The sequence below is a fragment of the Mesorhizobium hawassense genome (genome assembly GCF_003289945.1).
Taxonomy (GTDB): Bacteria; Pseudomonadota; Alphaproteobacteria; order Rhizobiales; family Rhizobiaceae; genus Mesorhizobium; species Mesorhizobium hawassense.
The window spans coordinates 23756-46885 of record NZ_QMBP01000004.1 but is presented as its reverse complement, the minus strand read 5'-3'; the positions used below and the strand labels follow the sequence as shown (position 1 = coordinate 46885).

The following is a 23130-nucleotide window of genomic DNA, read 5'->3' as shown; positions in this document are numbered from 1 at the left end:
TGAAAAATCGATTGTCGATATTACGACCATTTGTGTCGCCATTCTTTTCATCAATTTCGAAAAATGCCGCTTAGGCTAAAATCACGCCGGCAAACGACGAATTCCTGACAGCCGGTTTATGATGAGGGCGCTCTGATGCGCGCATGAGCGAACCAAGACGCAAGCGCGGCGCCGAGCGCATGAGCAACCGGGGACCCGCCGCCATTCCGCAGCTGCCGCGGCGGCGGGTGGAAAATCCCTATCCGCCGATGGCGCTGCTGTCGGCCGACCAGATCGAGGCCATCCACCAGGCATCGATGCATATACTGGAGAATTTCGGCATCGAGGTGATGAGCACGCGGGCGCTGTCGCTGTTCGAGCGTGCCGGTGCCAGGGTCGACCACGCCACGATGAATGTGCGTATCGATCGCGGCATGGTCGAGGAGGCGCTGAAGTCGACGCGCAGCCACTACACGCTGACCCCGCGCAATCCGGCGCATGCCATCCACCTCGGCGGCAACACCATCAACTTCACGCTGGTGGCGGGGCCGCCCAATGTGCACGACATGGAACGAGGCCGTCGCGCCGGCAACATGCCCGACTATCAGAACCTTGTGCGGCTGGCGCAGCATTTCAACTGCATCCACATGCTGGGCAACCAGGTCTGCGCGCCGATCGAGCTGCCGGCCAACACGAGGCACATGGACACCTATTTCGCCAATCTGACGCTGACCGACAAATGCTTCCACGTCTCGGCGATCGGCAGGGGCAGGGCGCTGGACGGCATCGAGATGATGGCGATCGCGCGCGGGCTGACGCTCGAGCAGATTGCCCAAGATCCCGGCATCACCACCATCATTTCGGTCAACTCGCCGCGCCGCTTCGACGAGATGATGGCGGAAGGGCTGATGACCATGGCCGAATACGCCCAGTCGGTGGCGGTGACGCCGTTCACGCTGATGGGCGCGATGAGCCCGGTTACGCTTGCCGGAGCGCTGGCGCAGCAGAATGCCGAGGCGCTGTTCGGCATCGTGCTGACGCAGCTGGTACGTCCCGGCGCGCCGGTGATGTACGGCGCCTTCACCTCCAATGTCGACATGAAGTCGGGCGCGCCGGCCTTCGGCACGCCGGAAAACACCAAGGCCAACATCGCCTCGGGGCAGTTGGCGCGGCGCTATAAGTTGCCGTACCGCACGACGCCGGGCTCGGCCTCGAATGCGGCGGACGCGCAGGGCGCTTATGAGACTCTGATGGCGCTGTGGGGCGCGGTGCTCGGCCACGGCAATCTCGTCTACCATGCCGCCGGCTGGCAGGAGGGTGGACTGACAGCCTCGTTCGAAAAGCTCATCATCGATGTCGAGATGATGCAGCACATGATGGAGTTCCTTCGGCCGATCGTCGTCGATGAGAGCGAGTTGGCGGTCGAGGCGCTGGGCGCGGTGCCGACCGGCGGCCATTTCTTCGGCGAGCCGCACACGCTGGAGCGTTACGCCACCGCCTTCTACCAGCCCATGCTCTCCAACTGGCAGAACTACGAGGCCTGGCAGGAGGCCGGCGGGCTGGACACGACGGCGCGCGCGACGCGGCTGTGGAAGAAAGCGCTGGAGGAATATGTCGAGCCGGTCATGGATCCGGCTGTCCGCGAGGCGCTCGAAGCCTATATGGCACGCCGCAAGGAAACGATCGGGCAGGGCGAGCCGTGAGGGAACGGCTTCCCAATCTGATTCATTTCAATCTCTCAACTCATTGAACCTACGAGAAAAAGCCCATGAAGTCGCATGCAAAGGTCGTGGTCATCGGTGGCGGTGTCGTCGGATGCTCGGTGCTGTTCCATCTTGCCCGCCATGGCTGGACCGACGTCGTGCTTTTGGAGCGCGACGAGTTGACGTCGGGCTCGACCTGGCATGCGGCGGGCGGCATGCACACCATCAATGGCGATCCCAACGTGGCCAAGCTGCAGAAATACACGATCTCGCTCTACAAGGAGATCGAGGAGCTTTCGGGGCAGGCGACCGGCGTGCATCTGACCGGCGGCGTGCTGCTGGCCGCAACCGAGGCGCGGCTCGACTGGCTGCGCGGCGTGGTCTCGAAAGGCCGTTATCTCGGCATCGACCTCGAGGTGATCTCGGCGAAGGAAGCGGCGGAATTGATGCCGCTCATCGATTCCAGCCAATTCGTCGGCGCGGTGCGCAACAAGGAGGACGGCCATCTCGACCCGTCCGGCGTGACGCATGCCTATGCCAAGGCCGCGCGCAAACTGGGCGCCGAGGTCGAGCGCTTCACCAAGGTCGAGGACATCGTGCGCCGTCCCGACGGGTTGTGGCGCGTCATCACCAACAAGGGCGAGGTGGTGGCCGAGCATGTCGTCAATGCCGGCGGCCTGTGGGCGCGCGAGGTCGGCCGCATGGTCGGGCTCGAACTGCCGGTGCTCGCGATGGAGCACATGTATCTGATCACCGAGGACATGCCGGAGGTCGCCGACTGGAACGAGAAGACCGGCACCGAGATCATCCACGCGGTCGACTTCGACGGCGAGCTTTATCTGCGCCAGGAGCGCGGCGGCATGCTGATGGGCACCTATGAGAAGGCGAACAAGGTCTGGTCCGAGTTCCAGACGCCGTGGAATTTCGGCCATGAATTGCTGGAGCCGGACATCGACCGCATCGCGCCGTCGCTGGAGGTCGGCTTCCGGCATTTCCCGGCCTTCCAGAACACAGGCATCAAGCAGATCATCAACGGCCCCTTCACCTTCGCGCCGGACGGCAATCCGCTGGTCGGCCCGGTGCGCGGCCTGCCGGGCTTCTGGGTCGCCTGTGGCGTCATGGCCGGCTTCAGCCAGGGCGGCGGCGTCGGGCTGGCGCTCTCCAACTGGATGATCGAGGGCGATCCCGGCGCCGACATCTGGGCGATGGACGTGGCGCGCTACGGCGATTGGGCGACGATGGCCTACACCAATGCCAAGGTGCGCGAGAATTATTCGCGCCGCTTCTCGATCCGCTTCCCGAACGAGGAACTGCCGGCCGGGCGTCAGCTCAAGACGACGCCGGTCTACGACACGCTTGTGGCCAAGGGCGCGCAATGGGGTGTCTCCTACGGGCTCGAGGTGCCGCTGTGGTACGCGCCGGAAGGCGTCAAGGATGAGTTCTCCTGGCGACGCTCGACAGACTTCGACCATGTCGGCAAGGAAGTGGCGACCGTGCGCAACGGCGTCGGCCTGTCGGAGATTTCCAACTTCGCCAAATACAGGGTGACGGGCGAGGGGGCGGCCGCCTGGCTCGACCGCATGCTTGCCTGCAAGCTGCCCAGGCGCGGGCGTATGACGCTGACGCCGATGCTGAAGGACGACGGCAGACTGATCGGCGATTTCACGCTGGCCAATATCGACGACGGCGAGTGGTTCATCGCCGGCTCCGGCATCGCCGAGCAGTACCATATGCGCTGGTTCGAGACGCATCTGCCCAACGACGGCTCGGTGCATATCGAGGCGCTGGGTCAGAAGCTCACAGGCCTTGCCATTGCCGGGCCGAGGGCGCGGGCAGTTCTGGCCAAGTTCACCCGCGCCGACGTTTCCAACGCCGCATTCCCCTTCATGGCTGTGGCCAGGATGGATATCGGTATGGCGCCGTGCCTAGTCGGCCGCGTCAGCTACACCGGCGACCTCGGCTACGAGATCTGGGTGGCGCCCGAATATCAGCGCGCCGCCTACCAGGCGCTGGTCACCGCGGGCGAGGAATTCGGCATCGGCCTGTTCGGCTCGCGCGCGCTCAACGCGCTGAGGCTGGAAAAGAATTACGGCTCATGGGCGCGCGAGTACCGGCCGATCTATGGGCCGGTCGAGGCTGGGCTCGACCGTTTCGTCGCCTATGGCAAGGACGCGGACTTCATCGGCAAGCAGGCAGCGCTTGCCGAGCGCAGAGAGGGCGGCAAGCTTCGACTGCGCAGCTTCATCGTCGATGCCACCGATGCCGACGTGATCGGCGACGAGGCGATCTGGCATGACGGCGTCGTGCGCGGCTGGGTCACGTCGGGCGGCTTTGCGCACAATTCGAAGACGTCGGTCGCGATGGGCTACGTGCCGAAGGAGATCGCCGACAGGCCGCACGGGTTCGAGATCGAGATCCTCGGCAAGCGTCATGCGGCGCGTATCCAGGCGGCGCCGCTTTTCGACGCCAATTTCGAGCGGATGCGTGCCTGACGGCGGCGCGCATCCTGCCTTCAGGCCCTGGCGTTCTCGCGATTGTCCAGCGCGAAGGCGCCCGAACCGGCAAAGAACAGATAGAGGAAGACAAAGCAGAACAGGATGGCTGCGTCGCCGCCGTTGTTGGCCGGGAAGAAGTCGCGCGGAAAGTGCGCCATGAAATAGGCGATCGCCATTTCGCCGGCGAGAAGGAAGGCGACCGGGCGGGTGAAGAGGCCAAGCGCTAGAAGGATGCCGCCGGCGAATTCGAGAATGCCGGCAGCCGTCGTCAGCCCGGTGAGGGCATGCGGCTCGGCGCTGACCGGGAAGTTGAACAGCTTCTGCGAGCCATGTTCGATGAACTGCAGGGCGGTCATGATGCGCAATACGCCCAGCACCTGCGGCCGATACTGAGCAAGGCTTTCAAAAAGCTTCATCTAAAACTCCATTTTACTCCCGCCCTGAGGCCATAAATTATCGCCCGGCAATGGACCATTCACTTCCCATAGCCCGACATCAACAATCGGTGAGCGAAAACGGTTTCACTCGCCATATTTTTTCTCGTGATGGTTGCATATTTATCCTTATGGTTGTATCTGTATGCGGACACATCAAACCGCGCGAGTCCCCTTTGCCATGAAAAAGATCGTCATAACCCTGTTCGCAATCCTTGCAGGCACCGGCTTCGCCATGGCCGCCGATACCGGTTGCGATGCCTTCAAATGGCCGGTCGAACGCGAGCAGGCCCTGTTTCCGGCGGCGCCCGCCGCGCAGTCCGGCGCTGATCTGACGGTCGGGCAAGCGGCGGATTTCTCGCTCGCGGCGGTCGACACGATCAGCTTCGAGGTGCCGCCGGGGCGCGCGCCCGCAGCCGGCACGTTCGGCGCGACGGCCAGCGTCACCGTGCCGCCTGAAGGCGAGCTTCAATTCAGCCTGTCCGACGAGGCCTGGATCGATGTCGTGCAGGATGGCAAGACCGTAAAATCGGCGGCTTTCAGCGGCGTGAAGACCTGTCCGGGCATCCGCAAGAGCGTGCGCTTCAAGCTGACAGCCGGTCCGGCCACCGTTCAGTTCAGCGGCGCGAAGAAGGCCGACCTCAAAGTGGCGGTGCTGACGCCGGAGTGATCCGACGCCAGCCCATTCAGTAAGCGCTGCTAGAGCGTTTCACCGTTTCACGGAAACGCCGAACCGCACTATCTCTTTGTTTTGACGCAATTCCGGACGGGAAACCGCTACGCACTTTTCCTGGAATTGCTCTAGCGCACCGGCGCCAGCAAGGCGAAATGCGCTCCTTGCGGGTCCTGGCACTGGATGATCCACTGGCCGCTCGGCACATCCATCGGACCCATGATGACCTTGCCGCCATTGTCGGTGACGCGCTTGGCGGCGGCGTCGATGGCGTCGACGTTGAAATAGAACTGCCAGACCGGTACCGGTATCTGCGGCGGTTTGTTCATAATGCCGCCGCCGGATTCGGGACCGGCGCCGAAGGTTTTGTAGATACCCATCTCGCCCATATCGAACTCGCCAGCGCTCTCCCAGCCGAACTGGCTGGAATAGAAATCGAAGGCCGCTTTCCAGTCCGTGGTGTAGAGTTCATGCCACCCGACATGGCCGAGCGTGGTCGCCGGCACCGGCGGCTGTTCAGGCTGGTTCGGCTGCAGGAACATGAAGGTCGCGCCTTGCGGGTCGGCGACGACGGCGAAGCGGCCGACGCCTGGAATATCGTCGGGCGCACGGTGCACCGCACCGCCTGCGTCCTTGAGCGCTTGCGTCGAGGCGTCGATATCCTTGGTGTAGATATAGCCGATCCAGGCTGGCGGCATGCCCATCTTGGCGGGCTCTTCCGGCATCGTCATCAGCCCGCCGACGCCGCGCATGGCGGAATTCACGACGATGTAGCGGGGCATGCCCGGCGCTTTGTCGAAGGGCTCGGCTCGCCAGCCGACAACGGCGGTGTAGAAGGCCTCGGCGGCGTCGAGGTCGGTGGTCATCAGTTCGTACCAGAAGAAGGGCGTTGGGGCATTCGGCATGGTCGGTCTCCTCACCGGTTCAGGCAGCGATCGCGGTTCGATCCATCCTAGGACGATCTCGGCGACAGAAATCCGACATCTGGGCCAAAAATCTTGGACGGCAAGGCACTCCACCCCTGATCTTGCGCAGCCCGCGCTTTTCGACTTTGCTGCCGTCAAAGAGGGGCTTGTTTTCCATGCGCCGAATGTCGCTCACGCCTGAGCTTGTCGCGCTCTGCCATCGCGAGGAGATCGATCCAGGTCCGAGCGGGGAGTGGACACAGCTCGGCGACGACGATTTCAGCGGGCTCGCCGCGCGTCTCGCCGGCGAAGCCGACGAGGGTCCGCTCTGGGTGTTCGCCTATGGCTCGCTGATCTGGAAGCCGGCCTTCGAATCGGTCGAACAACGGCGCGCCTCGGCCTTTGGCTGGCATCGCTCCTTCTGCCTCGACATGGTGCGCTGGCGAGGCAGCGCCGCGCAGCCGGGGCTGATGATGGCGCTGGAACGCGGCGGGCGCTGCGACGGCGTCATCTACCGTTTGCCCGATGGCGAAAAGCCGGCGCAGATCGAAAGACTGCTGCGACGTGAAATCGACGATCATGAAAGCGTCAGTTCGGTGCGATGGGTTCCGGTGCACGCGGCGCAGGGCCGGTTGCGAGCGTTGGGCTTCTGGGTAGGCGTGACCGGCAAGGGCACGTCGCTCGGGCAGCCGCTGGAAAGGGTAGCGCAGATACTGGCACGCGCGTGCGGCCATGTCGGCTCCGGCGCCGAATATCTCTACAACACCGTCAGCCACCTCGAGACATTCGGCATTCATGACCGCAATCTGTGGCGGCTGCAGGACCTGGTGGCGGACGAGATCCGGTCGATCCATCCTGCCAGGACTGAAAGCGTGGAGCCCTCTGGTGCTGCTGCGGTGGTTATAACATGACTTAACCGATCATGTTTTATCCAGCCATTACAGCGACTTGGCAGAAAATTGACCAATTGATAAAAAAATAAAACGTGCTAGCCTTCCCCAAAACGACAACAAGGGGAACTGGAATGGCGACTGGTCATTTCATCGAAGGCATTGCCGGCGGCCGGCTGTCTTCCGAGCAATATGCCGGCAATTTTTCCGACCTGCACCCGCCGCTCGACCATCATGAGGCGCTGGTCGAATCCGATCGCTGCTATTTCTGCTACGACGCGCCGTGCATGAACGCGTGCCCGACCTCGATCGACATCCCGCTGTTCATCCGGCAGATCGCGACCGGCAATCCGCTGGGCTCGGCCAAGACGATCTTCGACCAGAACATCCTCGGCGGCATGTGCGCCCGCGTCTGCCCGACCGAGACGCTGTGCGAAGAGGTCTGCGTGCGCGAGGTGGCCGAGGGCAAGCCGGTGCAGATCGGCCGGCTGCAGCGCTACGCCACCGATGTCGCGATGAGCGAGGACAAGCAGTTCTACAAGCGCGCCGAAGCGACCGGGAAGAGCATCGCGGTAGTCGGCGCCGGGCCGTCGGGGCTCGCGGCGGCGCATCGCCTTGCCCGCCATGGCCATGAGGTCACGATCCTGGAGGCGCGGCCGAAGGCCGGCGGCCTCAACGAATATGGCATCGCCGCCTATAAGAGCGTCGACGATTTCGCCCAGGCCGAGGTCGACTATGTCACCGCGATCGGCGGCATCGACATCCAGAACGGCAAGGCGCTCGGCCGCGACTTCCAACTGGCCGACCTGATGCGCAACTACGACGCGGTGTTCCTCGGCATGGGGCTTGGCGGCGTCAATGCCCTGCGCGCCGACGGCGAGGACGCGGATGGCGTCAGCAACGCGGTCGAGTTCATTGCGGAGCTTCGCCAGGCAAGCGACCTTTCCAGCCTGCCGGTCGGCCGGCGCGTCGTCGTCATCGGCGGTGGCATGACGGCGGTCGATGCCGCGGTGCAGTCGAAGCTGCTCGGCGCCGAAGAGGTGACGATCTGCTATCGCCGTGGCCAGGAGCATATGAACGCCTCCGGCTTCGAGCAGGATCTGGCCGCCGCCAACGGCGTCACCATCCGCCACTGGCTGCAGCCGAAGCGCGTCATTGCCGAGAACGGCAAGGTTTCGGCAATCGAGCTCGAATACACCGCCATGAGTGGCGACAAGCTCGCCGGCACCGGCGAACGGCTCACGCTCGTCGCCGACCAGGTGTTCAAGGCGATCGGCCAGAGCTTCGTGCCGGCGCATCTCAACGGCAGCGAGGAACAGATCGAGCTCGAAGGCGGCCGCATCAAGGTCGATGCCGAGGGCCGCACCTCGCTGGCCAAAGTCTGGGCCGGCGGCGACTGCATTTTCGGCGGCGACGACCTCACCGTCTCGGCGGTGGCGCAAGGGCGCGACGCCGCCGAGAGCATCCACCGGGCATTGACCTCTAACGGGAGGGCATGAGCATGGCAGACATCCGCAACAATTTCATCGGCATCAAATCGCCAAACCCGTTCTGGCTGGCCTCGGCGCCGCCGACCGACAAGGCCTACAACGTCATCCGCGCCTTCAAGGCCGGCTGGGGCGGCGTGGTGTGGAAGACGCTGGGCGAAGAGGGTCCGCCGGTCGTCAACGTCAACGGCCCGCGCTACGGCGCGATCTGGGGCGCCGACCGCCGCCTGCTCGGCCTCAACAACATCGAGTTGATCACCGACCGCGACCTGCAGGTCAATCTGCGCGAGATCAAGCAGGTCAAGAAGGACTGGCCCGACCGCGCCATCGTCGTGTCGCTGATGGTTCCTTGCGTCGAGGATGCCTGGAAGGCGATCCTGCCGGTGGTCGAGGACACGGAAGCCGACGGCATCGAGCTGAATTTCGGCTGCCCGCATGGGATGTCGGAACGCGGCATGGGCGCGGCCGTCGGCCAGGTGCCCGAATACATCGAGATGGTGGTGCGCTGGTGCAAGCAGAACACCCGCATGCCGGTCATCACCAAGCTGACGCCCAACATCACCGACGTGCGCAAGCCGGCGCGCGCGGCGCTGGCCGGCGGCACGGACGCGGTGTCGCTGATCAACACGATCAACTCGATCACCGGCGTCGACCTCGACAGCTTCGCGCCGCAGCCGACCATCGACGGCAAGGGCTCGCATGGCGGCTATTGCGGCCCGGCGGTGAAGCCGATCGCCATGAACATGGTGGCCGAGATCGCGCGCGATCCCGAAACGCATGGCCTACCGATCTCCGGCATCGGCGGCATCACCACCTGGCGTGACGCGGCCGAATTCATGGCGCTCGGCGCCGGCAACGTGCAGGTCTGCACGGCGGCCATGACCTACGGTTTCAAGATCGTGCAGGAGATGATCGCGGGGCTGGAAAACTGGATGGACGAGAAAGGCCACGCCTCGCTCTCCGACGTCATCGGCCGCGCGACGCCCAACGTCACCGACTGGCAGTATCTCAACCTCAACTATGTCGCCAAGGCGCGTATCGACCAGGACGCCTGCATCAAATGCGGCCGCTGCCACATCGCCTGCGAGGACACTTCGCACCAGGCGATCACCAGCATGGTCAACGGCGCCCGGCATTTCGAAGTGATCGAGGCCGAATGCGTCGGCTGCAATCTCTGCGTCAATGTCTGCCCGGTCGAGGGCTGCATCACGATGGAGCCGCTGGCGGCCGGCGCGATGGACGAGCGAACCGGCAAGCCGGTGTCGCCGATCTACGCCAACTGGACGACGCATCCCAACAATCCGATGGCCAAGGTGGCTGCGGAGTAGGCTTGGGTTCCTCGCCCCACGGAGTGGGGAGAGGTGGCCCGGCGAAGCCGGGACGGAGAGGGGCCTTCGCGGCGGCGGAACATCGCGCCAAGGCCCCTGATACCTTTACCTTTCTTGAGCCTCGTCCTTGACCGGCCTTGACTTCGCAGAGGGTGTCCCCCTCTCCGTCCCGGCTTCGCCGGGCCACCTCTCCCCCGCTTTGCGGGGTGCGAGGAACCCAAGTCCTGCGAAGCCCCATCTGTCGAAAAGCATTGGATCTTTCCCCTGACACTCCTGGCCGTTGCGAATTAGCGGCGACCTTCGCTTTTCCTATTGCAGATAAAAAGTATCCATGATAAAAAATATCCATGAATTGGAGATCGGCACGATGAAGCTGGGCGAGGGCGTTGAGGCGGCCATTCACTGCGCGGCGACGCTGGCCAGCGTCGACGGCAACAGCACGATGCCGGGCGCGGCGCTCGCGGAGTGCTTCGGGCTGTCGCCGAGCTATCTGCTGAAACATCTCAACCAGCTCACCGCGGCGCGCATCCTGGAATCGGTGCCGGGGCCGGCGGGCGGCTACCGGCTGGCGCGGGCCGCGGAACAAATCACACTGCTCGATATCGTGCTGGCCGTCGAGGGACGGGAGCCTGCGTTTCGTTGCGGCGAAATCCGCCAGCGTGGCCCGGTCAAGATCGACGCCTCGGCCTATGTCAAACCCTGCGGCATCAATGCTGCGATGCTCAAGGCCGAGCGCGCCTACCGGGCCGCGCTCGCTGAAACCAAGCTGTCCGACCTCGTGGCGGAGTTCGCGGCGGAAGGCGATCCCCGCTCGTTTGCCGCGAGCTGCGCCTTCGTCGAGCGCCACCAGCGGCCGCAAAAATCCGCTCCGCCCAAACAGTTCTGAACCCCACCTCCAACCCACCCAAAACCTGGAAGGACAAGACGATGAAACCGAGATTGCAGTTTTTTGCCAAGGCGCCCGAGATCATGAAGGCGGTGTCGGCCCTCAACAAAGCCGTCGACGAATGTGGGCTGGAAGTGAGACTGCTGCATCTGATCAAGCTCAGGGCGTCGCAGATCAACGGATGCTCGTACTGTGTAGAGATGCACAGCCGCGAGGCGAAGCGCGACGGCGAGACCGAAACCCGGCTCTATCTCGTCGCCGCCTGGAAGGAATCGCCGCTGTTTTCCGAGCGGGAGCGCGCCGCCTTTGCCTGGACCGAAGCCGTGACGCTGATCGCCGATAATGGCGTATCGGACGAACTCTATGCCAGCGCGCTCGAGCACTTCTCGGAAGAGGAACTCGTCAAGCTCTCGGTCGCGCTCGGCATGATCAACACCTGGAACCGGCTGTGCATTCCGTTCCACGCCATTCATCCGATGCCGGCAGCCAGGGCCGCCTGATCTAACCAGCGAAAGCGAGGGCCTCTCGGAGGCCCACGCTTTTTCATTTGGGATCAATGACATGTTTGAGAATTTTCAGAACGAGATTCTGGTCGTCGCTCGACTGCTGCTGGGCGGTGCTTTCGTCTTCGCCGGCCTGCGCAACATTCAGAACCGAAAGCTGGTGACCTCGTTGATGGCCGCGCGCGGTGTGCCGCAGGCCGCGCTTGCCCTATGGCTGGGCATCGTGCTGCAGGTCGTCGCCGGTGCGCTGGTGATTACCGGCCTGTGGACCGCGCCTGCAGCAGCGGTCCTGATCCTGTTCCTCATCGTCGCGACGCCGATGTTCCACAATTTCTGGGATCACCAGGGTGCGGATCGCACGTCTCGCATCAATGGCGTCGTCAGCAATGTCGCGCTAGGTGGAGGCTTCCTGGCGCTGATCGCGCAGTATCTTTGACTGCCGGCAGCCGGGTTCGAGGCAATTGATAGCCCGGCGTTAATCGCTCCGTCGCGATTGTCCTGTATGAAATCAGCGGGTTGGCGCGGGTAGGGCGGCTATGGAGCAGAGCTGGACAAGTTTCTGGGCACGCGTTTCGGAAGCCTTCCACCAGGCGCTTTCTCCGTTCCGGGCGATTGCCGAAGCCCTTGGCGGGCATCCGAGCGACATCCAGATCTGGTGTTTTCTCTGCAGCCTCTTCTTCCTGGTGCTCGTCGCCATACAGACCTATGGCGGCATCGTACTTGGGCGACGCGGCGCCTTTGCCACCGGCAAGGTGGTCGATATCGCCAAGTCCGGCGAATATTCGGACAATCCCATCATCGAATTCGCTGACAGCTCCGGTCGCACCTGGCGTTTCGAGTCGCCGCTGCCGGTCAACAAAATGACCAGGAATGTCGGCGCGCCGGTCGATGTGATCTACGATCCGCTTCACCCAAAGCGGGCACGCGAGGTGGGTCGCCGGCTGACGAAGGCAATCCACCTGGTCGTCTGGTATGCGGTCGTTGCCGGGCTGATGCTGCTCGCCTTCCTGCCCGGCCTTATCGCCAGTTGATTCGTTGAGGCTCAGGCTGCAAAGCGCAGACCGCCGTCGCAGGTCAGCACCTGGCCGGTCATGAAGCCGTTGGAAACCAGGAAGGCGATCGCCTCGGCGACGTCCTCGGCGCGGCCGATACGGCCGACCGGCGTCTTGCCGGCATATTCGGCAAACACCGCCTGGCGCTGCTCGTGCGGCAGGAAATCCCACCAGGGCGTGTCGATGACGCCGGGCGCCACGACGTTGACGCGCAGCGGCTTCAGCTCGACCGCCAGGATCGGCGCAACGGTCAAGAGCATGCCGTTGATGGCGCCGATGCCGGCGACTCCGGGCGCCGTGATCTGCGCCGACACTGCAGAGATGAAGGTTACCGACCCGGCTTTGTTCAAGGTCGGCAGGGCGGCCTGCAGGCAGGACAATTGCGGCCGGATCTTTTCCTCGACGCCGCTGCCGATATCGGCAAGGTCAAGCGTCGCGAACGGCCCCAGACCCTTGCCGCCGCTGGCGGCCAGAACCAGGTGATCGAACGGCCCGAGCTCGGCGAAAAACTGCCGCACTTCATCCGGCCTGGTGGCGTCGAAGGCGGCCTTGTCGACGGTGCCGTCGAGGCTCTTCCAGGCGCTCTTCAGCTTCTCTTCGTTGCGGCCGGTGATCGTCACTTTCATGGCGGGGCTGACCAGGCGCCTGGCCGTGGCGAGGCCGATGCCCGAAGAGCCGCCGATGATGACGCAATGTTCGATGGTCATGAATGCTGTTCCCTGGATGTCGATGATGGATGGCCGGTCAGTTCGAGGCTCAAGGCCCGCAATTGGCGACGGGCCTTTTCGTTGTAGGCCTGCGCGTCGGCGCGCGATTCCCGCTGGCCGTCGAAATAAAGGCCGCTGCGCCCTTCGAGCGCCGGCGACGTCGCCAGGTTGAGGATGGCGTCGGCGCCGGTTTCGACAGAGCTCCATGGCGTGACGCCGGCCTGCCGCACCATGGTGGTGTCCATATAGCTTGCCGGGTGCAACGCATTCACTGTGACGCCGGTGCCGCCAAGCTGATTCGCCAGATCGATGGTGAACAGGATCTGCGCCAGCTTGCTCTGGCAGTAGGCGCGCACGCCGCTCTAGCCATGCGTCAGCATGACGTCGTTGAAATCGATCGCCTGCTGGCCGGCCGAGGCGACATTGACGATACGCGCCGGCGCGCCTGCCTTGAGCAGCGGTAAGAGTTCCGACGTCAGCAGGAAGCCGGCGAGATAGTTGACGGCGAAACGCAGCTCGTAGCCATCGGCGCTGACCTGCCGTTTGGCGCGCTGGCCGCCGGTGCCGACACCGGCATTGTTGATCAAGACGTCGAGCCGATTGGTCCGCGCGCGCACGGCTTCGGCGAGACGATGCACTTCAGCAAGCGAAGCGAGGTCGGCGGCGAGAAACTCCGCCTTGCCGCCCTTGGCCTCGATGGCAGCGACCGTCGTCTTGCCGCGGCTTGCGTCGCGACCATGCACCAGCACGCGGGCGCCGGCGGCGCCGAGCCTTTCCGCGACCACGCGGCCGACGCCGTCGGTCGAGCCGGTGACGAGAATGGTTTTGTCCTTGAGTTCCATGTTCAGAGCCTCCTTGCGCTGCTCTGAACGCCAAGATGGGACACGGCGCACGCCCCAAACAGTTCAAACTTTATCCTGGTATCGGTACTGCTATAATAGGCGCATGGATGCCGTCAGCCATTCCCCCGAAGATCACCGCCGGCGCGAACTCGGCGCCTTCCTGCGTTCGCGCCGCGAGAGGCTTTCGCCTGATGCCGCGGGCATCGCGTGCGGCGCGCGGCGGCGCACGCCGGGCTTAAGGCGCGAGGAAGTGGCGATGATCGCCGGCGTCGGCACGACCTGGTACACTTGGCTGGAACAGGGCAGGGATGTGCGGCCTTCGGTCGAGGTGCTGTCTGCGCTCTGCCAGGCGTTGCGGCTCGACGGCGCAGAGCAGCGGCATCTGTTCACGCTCGCCGGCCGCCAGCAGCCAGAGCGGCGGCGCATCGTCGCGGGCAAGGTCGAGGGACCCTTGCTGCACATGCTGCAGAGCCTGGTCCTGCAGCCCGCCTATGTCGTTGGCCCGCGCTGGGACGTGCTGGCCTGGAATGACGCGGCCGTCGCGATTTTCGGCGATTACGGCCTGTTGGACGGCGATGCCCGCAACATCATCCATGGCGTGTTCACCGATCCGCACCGGCGGCACCTTTTGGTGGATTGGGAGCAGTTGGCACGCGCAACCCTTGCCGCGTTCCGCGCCGAGAGCGCGAAATATACCGGTGATCCGGACTTCGAGCGGCTGATCGCGCTGATGATGCGCTCGAGTCCGGAGTTCCGCGAATGGTGGCCGCAGCGCGACGTCGTGCACCGGCTGTCCGGCCTGAAGCATCTGCGCCATCCAATCGCAGGCGGAATGACGTTCGAGCATATGAGCCTGTCGATCGACGACGGCTCGGACATGAGATTGATCGTCTACACACCGCTCGCCGAGCAGAACTCGGTCGCGAAATTGCGCAAGCTGCTCGACGACCTTCCAACCGAGCGGCGCAGCGCCTGAGCGGTCAGGGCAGGGTCAGCCCTTCGGCTTCAACCCATCCAGGAACAACTGCTCCAGAAAACGCGCCGCGTCCTCGAAGCGGCCGTCGCCGCCGCGGTCGGCGCCGAGCACGGCGCGCACCTGGACGTCGAAATCGGCGTAATGCTGCGTCGTCGCCCAGATCGAGAAGATCAGATGCCAGGGATCTGTGCGGGCGATCTTGCCGGCGCGCATCCAGCTCTTGATGACGGCGGCCTTCTCGTCGACCAGCGACTTGAGCTCGCCCTCCAGCAGCGGCTTGATGCGTGGCGCGCCCTGCAGGATCTCGTTGGCGAACAGCCGGCTTTCGCGCGGGAAATCGCGCGCCATTTCGAGCTTTCTGCGGATATAGCTTCTAAGCTCGGTCAGAGGATCGCCAATATCGTCCAGCTCGCGCAGCGGCGCCAGCCAGGTGTCGAGCAGGCGCTGCATCAACGTCTCATGAATGTCTTCCTTGCGGCGGAAGTAATAGAGAAGGTTGGGCTTCGACATGCCGGCCGCTTCGGCGATCTGGTCGATGGTCGAGCCGCGAAAGCCGTTGGCGGAGAAGACTTCGAGCGCGGCTTCCAGGATGAGCTCGCGCTTTTCCTGCTGGATGCGGGTGCGGCGGGGAGCTGAGCCTTCCATCGCGGTGGTCATCCTTGCCGGCCGTCTTCGCACGGTCTGTCTGGACCAATTCTCTGGACCAGTTTTTCGTCAGGCTGTGGAGCGCGCTTTTTATGCGGCATTTCCGCTAGTAATCCCCTGACCGCCGACAGGCGGTGCTAACGTTTGTCCAACCGGTCAAAATTTTGCGTAGCACGAAAACGCAGCGAAGACCAAGCGTTGGCCGCACCGAAACAGGTTACAAGGGGAAGTCTTGGTCATGTCCAACCGGCTGAAAGTCACGCCGAACGATCTCAGCGCATTCTGGATGCCGTTCACGGCAAACCGGCAGTTCAAGCAGGCGCCACGCATGTTCGTGTCCGCCAAGGACATGCATTATACCACCAGCGACGGTCGCAAGGTGCTCGACGGGACCGCCGGCCTCTGGTGCGTCAACGCCGGTCACTGCCGGCCGAAGATCACCGAGGCGATCCAGCATCAGGCCGCCGAGCTCGACTACGCGCCGGCCTTCCAGATGGGCCACCCGATCGTGTTCGAGCTGGCGAACCGCCTGGTCGACATCGCGCCGAAGGGCATGGACCACGTCTTCTTCACCAATTCGGGTTCGGAATCGGTCGACACGGCGCTGAAGATGGCGATCGCCTATCACCGCGCCAGGGGCGAGGGCGCGCGCACGCGCCTTATCGGCCGCGAGCGCGGCTATCACGGCGTCAATTTCGGCGGCATCTCGGTTGGCGGCATCGTCACCAACCGCAAGATGTTCGGCACGCTGCTCGGCGGCGTCGACCATCTGCCGCACACGCATCTGCCGGAGAAGAACGCCTTCTCGAAGGGCGTGCCGGAGCATGGCGCGGAGCTCGCCAACGAGCTCGAGCGCCTCGTTACCCTGCATGACGCCTCGACCATCGCCGCCGTCATCGTCGAGCCGGTCGCCGGCTCCACCGGCGTCATCCTGCCGCCGAAGGGCTATCTGCAGAAGCTTCGGGAAATCTGCACGAAGCACGGCATATTGTTGATTTTCGATGAAGTGATCACCGGCTTCGGCCGCCTCGGCGCGCCGTTCGCGGCCGACTATTTCGGCGTCACGCCGGATATCATGACCACCGCCAAGGGCGTGTCCAACGGCGTCATCCCGATGGGCGCGGTGTTCGTCAAGAAGGAGATCCACGACGCCTTCATGACCGGCCCCGAGCACATGATCGAGTTCTTCCACGGCTACACCTATTCGGGCAATCCGATCGCCTGCGCCGCGGCGCTCGGCACGCTCGACACCTACAAGGAAGAAGGCCTGCTGACGCGTGGCGAGGAGCTGGCGCCTTACTGGGAAGACGCGCTGCATTCGCTGAAGGGCGAGCCGCACGTCATCGACATCCGCAACATCGGCCTGATCGGCGCGATCGAGCTGGCGCCGATCGCCGGCAGCCCGACCAAGCGGGCGTTCTCGGCCTTCGTCAAGGCCTTCGAGCGCGGCGCGCTGATCCGCACCACCGGCGACATCATCGCGCTGTCGCCGCCGCTGATCATCACCAAGGGCCAGATCAACGAACTGATCGACCATGTTCGCGATGTTCTGAGGTCGATCGACTGACTAGCGGGTCACGGATATCCCTCTCCGTCGAGGGGAGGGTGTCCGTGAAGCGGCTGGGCGGCGAGGTCGGCGGACATGCGCCGACCTCAAGAATGGTCCCAATCAGGCAGGCTGTGCGCCGATGCCCGTCAGGATCACCCGCTTGATGTTTTCCTTGGCCTCCCGCCATTGCCGGTCGGAGAGCGACTTGCCGCCGTTCAGCGTCTCGATCTGGTGGCCGAAATCGGCGTAGTGCTGGGTCGTGGCCCAGAGCATGTAGAGCAGATGGCGCGGGTCCACCGGATCCATCTTGCCTTCCTCGATCCAGCGCCTGATGATCTCGACGCGGCCGTCGGTCCATTCGCGCAAAGTCGATTCCATATAGTCCTGAAGCACCGGCGCGCCGTGCATCACTTCCGAGGCCCAGACTTTCGAGCCGTCCGGATGGCGGCGCGATATCTCCATCTTGGCGTCGATATAGGAGCTGATGCCGTCCACCGGGCCGCGCGCCGCGTCGAAGCAATTGGCCGCCTGCAGCCAGATTTCGAAAATGTTCTGGACGACGGACCGGTAGAGTTCTTCCTTGGTGGCGAAATAATAGTGGAGATTTGCCTTCGGCAGTCCCGCCAGGTCGGCAATCAGCTGCATCGTGGCGCCGCCGAACCCTGCCTCCGCGAACACCTTTTCGGCGGCGAGCAGAATGGCTTTTTCATTCTCCCGCCTTATATCCTGTCGACGCATGGGACGGGTGGTTTCGCTCATGTGTTCTCCAAGATTCTAGTTGACCGCTTGGTCAGGTTGTGTAGTCTGAAAGCTGACCATACGGTCAGGATGCAAACCACTCAAGAGGCGACAAGACCTCTGGTGTGAATGGGAACCGAAAATGGCCGCACCCGGCGAGAATCTGCGAATCAATTCAGACCGCTTGTGGGATTCCATCATGGAGATGGCGAAGATCGGCCCCGGTATTGCCGGCGGCAACAATCGCCAGACCGTGACGGACGAGGATGGCGAAGGCCGCCATCTGTTCAAGCGCTGGTGCGAGGCGGCGGGGCTCGAAATGGGCCTCGACGAGATGGGCACGATGTTTGCCCGCCGCGAAGGCACCGATCCCAGCCTGCCGCCCGTCTATGTCGGCAGCCATCTCGACACGCAGCCGACCGGCGGCAAGTATGACGGCGTGCTCGGCGTGCTTGGCGGCCTCGAGGTCGTGCGCTCGCTCAACGATCTCGGCATCAAGACCAGGCACCCGATCGTTGTCACCAACTGGACCAACGAAGAGGGCGCGCGTTTCGCCCCGGCGATGATGGCGTCCGGTGTGTTCGCCGGCGTGCTCGACCAGGCTGATGTCTACCAGCACGTCGACAAGGACGGTAAAAAGTTCGGAGAGGAGTTGGAGCGCATCGGCTGGAAGGGCACCGAGAAGGTCGGCGATCGCAAGATCCATGCGTTCTTCGAGCTGCATATCGAGCAGGGGCCGATCCTGGAGGACGAGGGTATCGACATCGGCGTCGTCACCCACGGACAGGGCCTGAAATGGCTGCAGGTGACGCTGACCGGCAAGGAGGCGCATACCGGTTCGACGCCGATGCCGAAGCGCCGCAATGCCGGGCTCGGCATGGCGCGGGTGATCGAGCTGGTGCATGAGATCGCCATGGACTACCAGCCCGACGCCGTCGGCGCCGTCGGCCATATGCAGGCCTATCCGAACTCGCGCAACATCATCGCCGGGCGCACGGTCTTCACCATCGACATCCGCTCGCCGGAAAAGGAAGTGCTCGACGCCATGGATGGCCGCATCCGCGAAGGCATCGACACGATCTGCGACGCGCTCGACATCAAATACGAGATCGAGCAGGTAGGCCATTTCGATCCGGTCACCTTCGACAAGAACTGCGTCAAGGCTGTGCGGGATGCGGCTGACCGCCTGGGTTATTCCCACCGCAACATCGTCTCCGGCGCCGGCCATGACGCCTGCTGGATCAACCGCGTCGCCCCGACCGCCATGGTGATGTGCCCCTGCGTCGACGGGCTCAGCCACAACGAGGCCGAGGAAATCACCAGGGAATGGGCAGGGGCGGGCGCTGACGTCTTGTTCCACGCGGTGGTCGAAACGGCGGGAATCGTCGAATGACCAATAGCCGGATCATCGCACCCACGATGGCGTTGTTGTTGATCCTGTCCTTTTTTGTGGGCTCAATCGTTGGCCCGCACGCCGTTGGTATGCAAACTGCCGGACTAATCCTGTTGACGCCCTATTGCGTGCCAGGATGTGTCATCTTTGCCTATATCGTTCGAAGATTTAATTTTGTCTACGCGGCTGTTGCCAACGCCGTGCTGAGTATGGTCATTTATTTGGTGTACTGGAACATATTGTACCAAGATTTTGAATTTTCGTATCCGTCCATGCCGCTTTTTATTCTGTATTTCTTTTTGATATCGATAATTTTGTTTTCTCTCCTGCAGCTTGCCTTCTTTCGTAAGTCTCGAAATATCGTGGGTTGAAGAACGTGGAATGAACTGATGGTGAGGCTGCTGCCATCGAGCAGCAAATCGAAAAATTTGGCTACAAGCGCGCTCACAAGAAGCGCGACGGCATAAGGGAACAAGAAAAATGACCAAAGTCATCCGGAACGGCACCGTCGTCACCGCCGACCGCACGTGGAAGGCCGACGTGCTGATGCAGCACGGCAAGATCGTCGCCATCGGCTCGAACCTGCATGGCGACCACGAGTTCGACGCCACGGGCTGCTATGTCATGCCGGGCGGCATCGATCCGCACACGCATCTCGAAATGCCTTTCATGGGCACCTATTCGGCGGACGATTTCGAATCCGGCACGCGCGCCGCCCTTTCCGGCGGCACGACGATGGTGGTCGATTTCTGCCTGCCGGCGCCGCAGCAGTCGCTGCTGGAAGCGCTGCAGATGTGGGACAACAAGACCTCGAAGGCGGCCTGCGACTATTCCTTCCACATGGCGATCACCTGGTGGGGCAAGCAGGTGTTCGACGAGATGGCGACGGTCGTCGACCGGGGCATCACCTCGTTCAAGCATTTCATGGCCTATAAGGGCGCGCTGATGGTCGACGACGACGAGATGTATTCGTCGTTCCAGCGCTGCGCCGATCTCGGCGCGTTGCCGCTGGTCCATGCCGAGAATGGCGACGTCGTCGCGGCACTTTCGCAAAAACTGCGCGCCGCCGGCAACAATGGCCCCGAAGGCCATGCCTATTCGCGTCCGCCGGAAGTCGAAGGCGAGGCGACCAACCGCGCCATCATGATCGCCGACATGGCCGGCGTGCCGCTTTATGTCGTGCATGTCTCCTGCGAGCAGAGCCATGAAGCGATCCGCCGCGCCCGCCAGAAGGGCATGCGGGTGTTCGGCGAGCCGTTGATCCAGCACCTCACGCTCGACGAGACGGAATATTTCAACAAGGACTGGGACCACGCCGCGCGCCGCGTGATGAGCCCGCCCTTCCGCAGCAAGTGGCACCAGGATTCGCTGTGGGCGGGCCTGCAGGCCGGCTCGCTGCAGGTCGTGGCGACCGACCACTGCTCCTTCACCACCAAGCAGAAGCGCAACGGTGTCGGCGACTTCACCAAGATCCCGAACGGCACCGGCGGGCTCGAGGATCGCTTGCCGGTGCTGTGGACGAGAGGCGTCAACACCGGCCGGCTGACGATGAACGAGTTCGTCGCCGTGACCTCGACCAACATCGCCAAGATCCTCAACATGTACCCGAAGAAGGGAGCGATCGTCGAAGGCGCCGACGCCGACATCGTCGTCTGGGATCCGAAGCGCAAGAAGACCATCTCGGCCAAGAAGCAGCAGTCGGTGATCGACTACAACGTCTTCGAGGGCGTCGAGGTGACCGGCCTGCCGCGCTTCGTCTTCTCGCGCGGCGAGCGCTCGATCGAGGAAGCGGAGGTGAAGGCCAAGGTTGGCCATGGCGAGTTCGTCGCGCGTGAGCCGAACGCCGCGGTCAACCGGGCGCTGTCGACCTGGAAGGAGATCTCCGCGCCGCGCAAGGTGGAGCGCACCGGCATTCCGGCCACCGGGGTCTGACCATGCGGGCTCTTCATCTTGCGATCGCGGCGGCCGCGATGCTGGCCGCCGGCCAGGCTCTTGCCGCGGGCATCGACCTCAGCAAGCCTTACGGCGACAAATATGGCTGCATCAACCGGAACGGCCAGCAAGTGGCCGCCGACAAGATGCTGCTTGTGACCGGCAAGGAACTGATCACGGCCGCCAGCGCCTGCACCTTCAGCGACAAGCAGGTGCAGGCCGACGGCTCGCTGGTGGTGACCGCAAAATGCGAGGCGGAGGGCGAAGATGGACAGGCGCCGGCCAAGTTCACCATCAAGCGCAGCGCAAAGAATGCCAAGAAGCTGGTGGTGGCCGACGGGGACGGCAATGTGATGGGCGAAGTCGCGCGATGCAAATGACGGCGATCCCGTCGGTTCCTGGGAGAGGTGTTCGTTCCGGCCGCATTTGTGCGACGCCAAGCGATGCCGCTTGGCTGCAAAATGCCCTAGGCAACCAGCGCATCCAGTTCCGGCAGCAGAACGACGCTTTCCTGCTCGTTGGGATCGGTGCGGGCGATGACCGCCGAGGACGGCGCCCCGCTCAGATTGGCGGGCAGATGCGGAACGCCGGCCGGAATGTAGAAGAGGTCGCCGGCTTTGACGACGATGTGGTGCTCGAGCCGGTCGCCGTACCAGGTGTGGACTTCGCCCGAGAGCACATAGATGGCCGTCTCGTGGCTTTCATGCTTATGCGCCTTGGCGCGGGCGCCGGGCGGCATGGTGAGAAGATGCATGCAGATGCCGGAGGAGCCGACCGTCTCGGCGGCGATGCCGGCGAAATAGCTCAGCCCCTGCTTGCCCTGATAGGTGCTTTCGGGGCGAACGAGACGACATGTGGGTTTAGGCGACATCGGCAAGGCTCCGGGCAGCGTCGATCGGGTGGGACAGGACGAGTGGAAAGCAACGCTATCAAAAAATCAACCGGATTGCGGACGTCGCGGCAGCGGTCGCGACAGGCAGGCTGCAGCCAATGACCGAACAGCCGCCAGCCGTCGTTTCGGCTAGCAAGCTCGGCCTCACCTTCCAGACCAATGACGGTCCGGTGCAGGCGCTGTCCAATGTCGATCTGACCATCGGCAAGGGCGAATTCGTTTCCTTCATCGGCCCGTCCGGCTGTGGCAAGACGACCTTGCTGCGCGTCATCGCCGATCTGGAGAAGGCGACATCCGGGGCGATCTCCGTCAACGGCATGTCGCCGGAGCAGGCGCGCGAGAAACGCGCCTATGGCTATGTCTTCCAGGCGGCGGCCTTGTTCCCGTGGCGCACCATCGAGCGCAATGTGGGCTTGCCGCTGGAGATCATAGGGCTGAGCCAGGCCGAGCAGGCGGAGCGCATCAAGCGCACGCTGGCGCTGGTCAACCTCTCAGGCTTCGAGAAGAAGTATCCCTGGCAGCTTTCCGGCGGCATGCAGCAGCGCGCCTCGATCGCGCGCGCGCTCGCCTTCGATGCGGACCTGCTGTTGATGGACGAGCCGTTCGGCGCACTCGACGAGATCGTGCGCGACCATCTGAACGAACAACTGCTCGATCTGTGGGACAGAACCAACAAGACGATCTGCTTCGTCACCCATTCGATCCCGGAGGCTGTCTATCTGTCGACGCGCATCGTGGTGATGTCGCCGCGACCGGGCCGCGTCACCGACATCATCGAATCAACGCTGCCGAGAAAACGGCCGCTCGACATCCGCGAGACGCCGGAATTTCTGGCGATCGCCGCGCGCGTGCGCGACGGCTTAAGGGCTGGGCACAGCTATGATGATTGAGGGGATGGCGAATGAGTGCGGACTAGGCCGCCACGCCTTCGTCATCCTAGGGCGGAGCGACGCGAAGCGGAGCGCAGACCCTAGGATCCATGCCGCGACCTCGGCCGAGGGGGCAAAGCGGTGCAGAATGCCCGCTAGATACCGCCAGACGCAGAGAGCTCCATTCTGGAACGCTGCGGAGCGTCGACGTAACGGCATGGATCCTGGGGTCTGCGCCGCGTCGCTTCGCTC

23 protein-coding genes and 1 pseudogene are annotated in these 23130 nt (G+C 63.6%); 17 read left to right on the top strand and 7 right to left on the bottom strand.

Going from position 1 to position 23130, the window contains the following annotated elements; genetic code table 11:
* Positions 1-143 precede the first annotated feature (143 nt).
* On the top strand, positions 144-1682 hold the full coding sequence (locus DPM33_RS10440) for a trimethylamine methyltransferase family protein (RefSeq protein WP_112097355.1): 1539 nt from the start codon (positions 144-146) through the stop codon (positions 1680-1682).
* A 65-nt stretch (positions 1683-1747) separates the two neighbouring features.
* On the top strand, positions 1748-4174 hold the full coding sequence (locus DPM33_RS10435; RefSeq protein ID WP_112097354.1) for a GcvT family protein: 2427 nt from the start codon (positions 1748-1750) through the stop codon (positions 4172-4174).
* Positions 4175-4194: 20 nt separating this feature from the next.
* Here DPM33_RS10435 and DPM33_RS10430 read toward each other — a convergent pair whose 3' ends face one another.
* On the bottom strand, positions 4195-4593 hold the full coding sequence (locus DPM33_RS10430) for a DoxX family protein (RefSeq protein ID WP_112097353.1): 399 nt from the start codon (positions 4591-4593) through the stop codon (positions 4195-4197).
* A 199-nt stretch (positions 4594-4792) separates the two neighbouring features.
* Between DPM33_RS10430 and DPM33_RS10425 the strand changes: the two genes are divergently transcribed.
* Positions 4793-5281, top strand: a complete 489-nt coding sequence (locus tag DPM33_RS10425; protein ID WP_112097352.1) for a hypothetical protein — start codon at positions 4793-4795, stop codon at positions 5279-5281.
* Between the two features lie 131 nt (positions 5282-5412).
* Here DPM33_RS10425 and DPM33_RS10415 read toward each other — a convergent pair whose 3' ends face one another.
* Positions 5413-6189 (bottom strand): VOC family protein, encoded by a 777-nt coding sequence (locus tag DPM33_RS10415; RefSeq protein WP_112097350.1) that lies wholly within the window; start codon positions 6187-6189, stop codon positions 5413-5415.
* A gap of 176 nt (positions 6190-6365) precedes the next feature.
* Here DPM33_RS10415 and DPM33_RS10410 point away from each other — a divergent pair, with 176 nt between their 5' ends.
* From DPM33_RS10410 to DPM33_RS10380, 7 genes are all read left to right on the top strand, one after another.
* Positions 6366-7100 (top strand): gamma-glutamylcyclotransferase, encoded by a 735-nt coding sequence (locus DPM33_RS10410; protein WP_112097349.1) that lies wholly within the window; start codon positions 6366-6368, stop codon positions 7098-7100.
* Between the two features lie 113 nt (positions 7101-7213).
* Positions 7214-8578: an NAD(P)-dependent oxidoreductase gene (locus DPM33_RS10405; RefSeq protein ID WP_112097348.1), complete on the top strand. Its 1365-nt coding sequence runs from the start codon at positions 7214-7216 to the stop codon at positions 8576-8578.
* Positions 8579-8580: 2 nt separating this feature from the next.
* Entirely contained in the window at positions 8581-9894 is a 1314-nt protein-coding gene (gene preA / locus DPM33_RS10400; RefSeq protein ID WP_112097347.1) for an NAD-dependent dihydropyrimidine dehydrogenase subunit PreA, read from the top strand.
* A gap of 367 nt (positions 9895-10261) precedes the next feature.
* Positions 10262-10780, top strand: coding sequence for an RrF2 family transcriptional regulator (locus DPM33_RS10395; RefSeq protein WP_112097694.1), 519 nt, complete (start codon positions 10262-10264; stop codon positions 10778-10780).
* Between the two features lie 41 nt (positions 10781-10821).
* Positions 10822-11280 (top strand): carboxymuconolactone decarboxylase family protein, encoded by a 459-nt coding sequence (locus DPM33_RS10390; RefSeq protein ID WP_112097346.1) that lies wholly within the window; start codon positions 10822-10824, stop codon positions 11278-11280.
* Positions 11281-11341: 61 nt separating this feature from the next.
* Positions 11342-11719: a DoxX family protein gene (locus DPM33_RS10385; RefSeq protein WP_112097345.1), complete on the top strand. Its 378-nt coding sequence runs from the start codon at positions 11342-11344 to the stop codon at positions 11717-11719.
* Between the two features lie 100 nt (positions 11720-11819).
* Complete coding sequence (locus DPM33_RS10380) at positions 11820-12314, top strand: DUF3592 domain-containing protein (protein WP_112097344.1); 495 nt, start codon at positions 11820-11822, stop codon at positions 12312-12314.
* An 11-nt stretch (positions 12315-12325) separates the two neighbouring features.
* Here DPM33_RS10380 and DPM33_RS10375 read toward each other — a convergent pair whose 3' ends face one another.
* Positions 12326-13042 (bottom strand): SDR family oxidoreductase, encoded by a 717-nt coding sequence (locus DPM33_RS10375; RefSeq protein ID WP_112097343.1) that lies wholly within the window; start codon positions 13040-13042, stop codon positions 12326-12328.
* A pseudogene (locus DPM33_RS10370) lies at positions 13039-13884 on the bottom strand (SDR family NAD(P)-dependent oxidoreductase). The gene DPM33_RS10375 and the pseudogene DPM33_RS10370 overlap by 4 nt, the downstream one beginning before the upstream one ends.
* Before the next feature lie 103 nt (positions 13885-13987).
* On the opposite strand from DPM33_RS10370, the gene DPM33_RS10365 reads away from it, so the two are divergent.
* On the top strand, positions 13988-14860 hold the full coding sequence (locus tag DPM33_RS10365) for a helix-turn-helix transcriptional regulator (RefSeq protein WP_112097342.1): 873 nt from the start codon (positions 13988-13990) through the stop codon (positions 14858-14860).
* Between the two features lie 15 nt (positions 14861-14875).
* Here DPM33_RS10365 and DPM33_RS10360 read toward each other — a convergent pair whose 3' ends face one another.
* Positions 14876-15505: a TetR family transcriptional regulator C-terminal domain-containing protein gene (locus tag DPM33_RS10360; RefSeq protein ID WP_112097693.1), complete on the bottom strand. Its 630-nt coding sequence runs from the start codon at positions 15503-15505 to the stop codon at positions 14876-14878.
* A 238-nt stretch (positions 15506-15743) separates the two neighbouring features.
* Here DPM33_RS10360 and aptA point away from each other — a divergent pair, with 238 nt between their 5' ends.
* Complete coding sequence (gene aptA, locus DPM33_RS10355; protein ID WP_112097341.1) at positions 15744-17072, top strand: omega-aminotransferase AptA; 1329 nt, start codon at positions 15744-15746, stop codon at positions 17070-17072.
* Positions 17073-17174: 102 nt separating this feature from the next.
* On the opposite strand, the gene DPM33_RS10350 is transcribed toward aptA, so the two are convergent.
* Positions 17175-17813, bottom strand: a complete 639-nt coding sequence (locus DPM33_RS10350; protein ID WP_112097340.1) for a TetR/AcrR family transcriptional regulator — start codon at positions 17811-17813, stop codon at positions 17175-17177.
* A gap of 121 nt (positions 17814-17934) precedes the next feature.
* On the opposite strand from DPM33_RS10350, the gene DPM33_RS10345 reads away from it, so the two are divergent.
* The 4 genes from DPM33_RS10345 (at position 17935) to DPM33_RS10330 (ending at position 21497) form a co-directional block, all read left to right on the top strand.
* A complete protein-coding gene (locus DPM33_RS10345) occupies positions 17935-19185 on the top strand; it encodes a Zn-dependent hydrolase (RefSeq protein WP_112097339.1) in 1251 nt (416 codons plus the stop codon).
* The gene (locus DPM33_RS10340) at positions 19182-19556 is read left to right on the top strand and encodes a hypothetical protein (protein ID WP_112097338.1); all 375 of its coding nucleotides are present in this window, start codon (positions 19182-19184) and stop codon (positions 19554-19556) included. Before DPM33_RS10345 ends, DPM33_RS10340 begins: the two co-directional genes overlap by 4 nt.
* A 109-nt stretch (positions 19557-19665) precedes the next feature.
* Positions 19666-21117, top strand: coding sequence for a dihydropyrimidinase (hydA, locus tag DPM33_RS10335; RefSeq protein ID WP_112097337.1), 1452 nt, complete (start codon positions 19666-19668; stop codon positions 21115-21117).
* Positions 21118-21119: 2 nt separating this feature from the next.
* Positions 21120-21497, top strand: coding sequence for a hypothetical protein (locus DPM33_RS10330; protein WP_112097336.1), 378 nt, complete (start codon positions 21120-21122; stop codon positions 21495-21497).
* An 86-nt stretch (positions 21498-21583) separates the two neighbouring features.
* On the opposite strand, the gene DPM33_RS10325 is transcribed toward DPM33_RS10330, so the two are convergent.
* Positions 21584-21988 (bottom strand): cupin domain-containing protein, encoded by a 405-nt coding sequence (locus DPM33_RS10325; RefSeq protein WP_112097335.1) that lies wholly within the window; start codon positions 21986-21988, stop codon positions 21584-21586.
* Between the two features lie 119 nt (positions 21989-22107).
* Here DPM33_RS10325 and DPM33_RS10320 point away from each other — a divergent pair, with 119 nt between their 5' ends.
* Positions 22108-22899 (top strand): ABC transporter ATP-binding protein, encoded by a 792-nt coding sequence (locus DPM33_RS10320; RefSeq protein ID WP_112097334.1) that lies wholly within the window; start codon positions 22108-22110, stop codon positions 22897-22899.
* Positions 22900-23130: the final 231 nt, after the last annotated feature.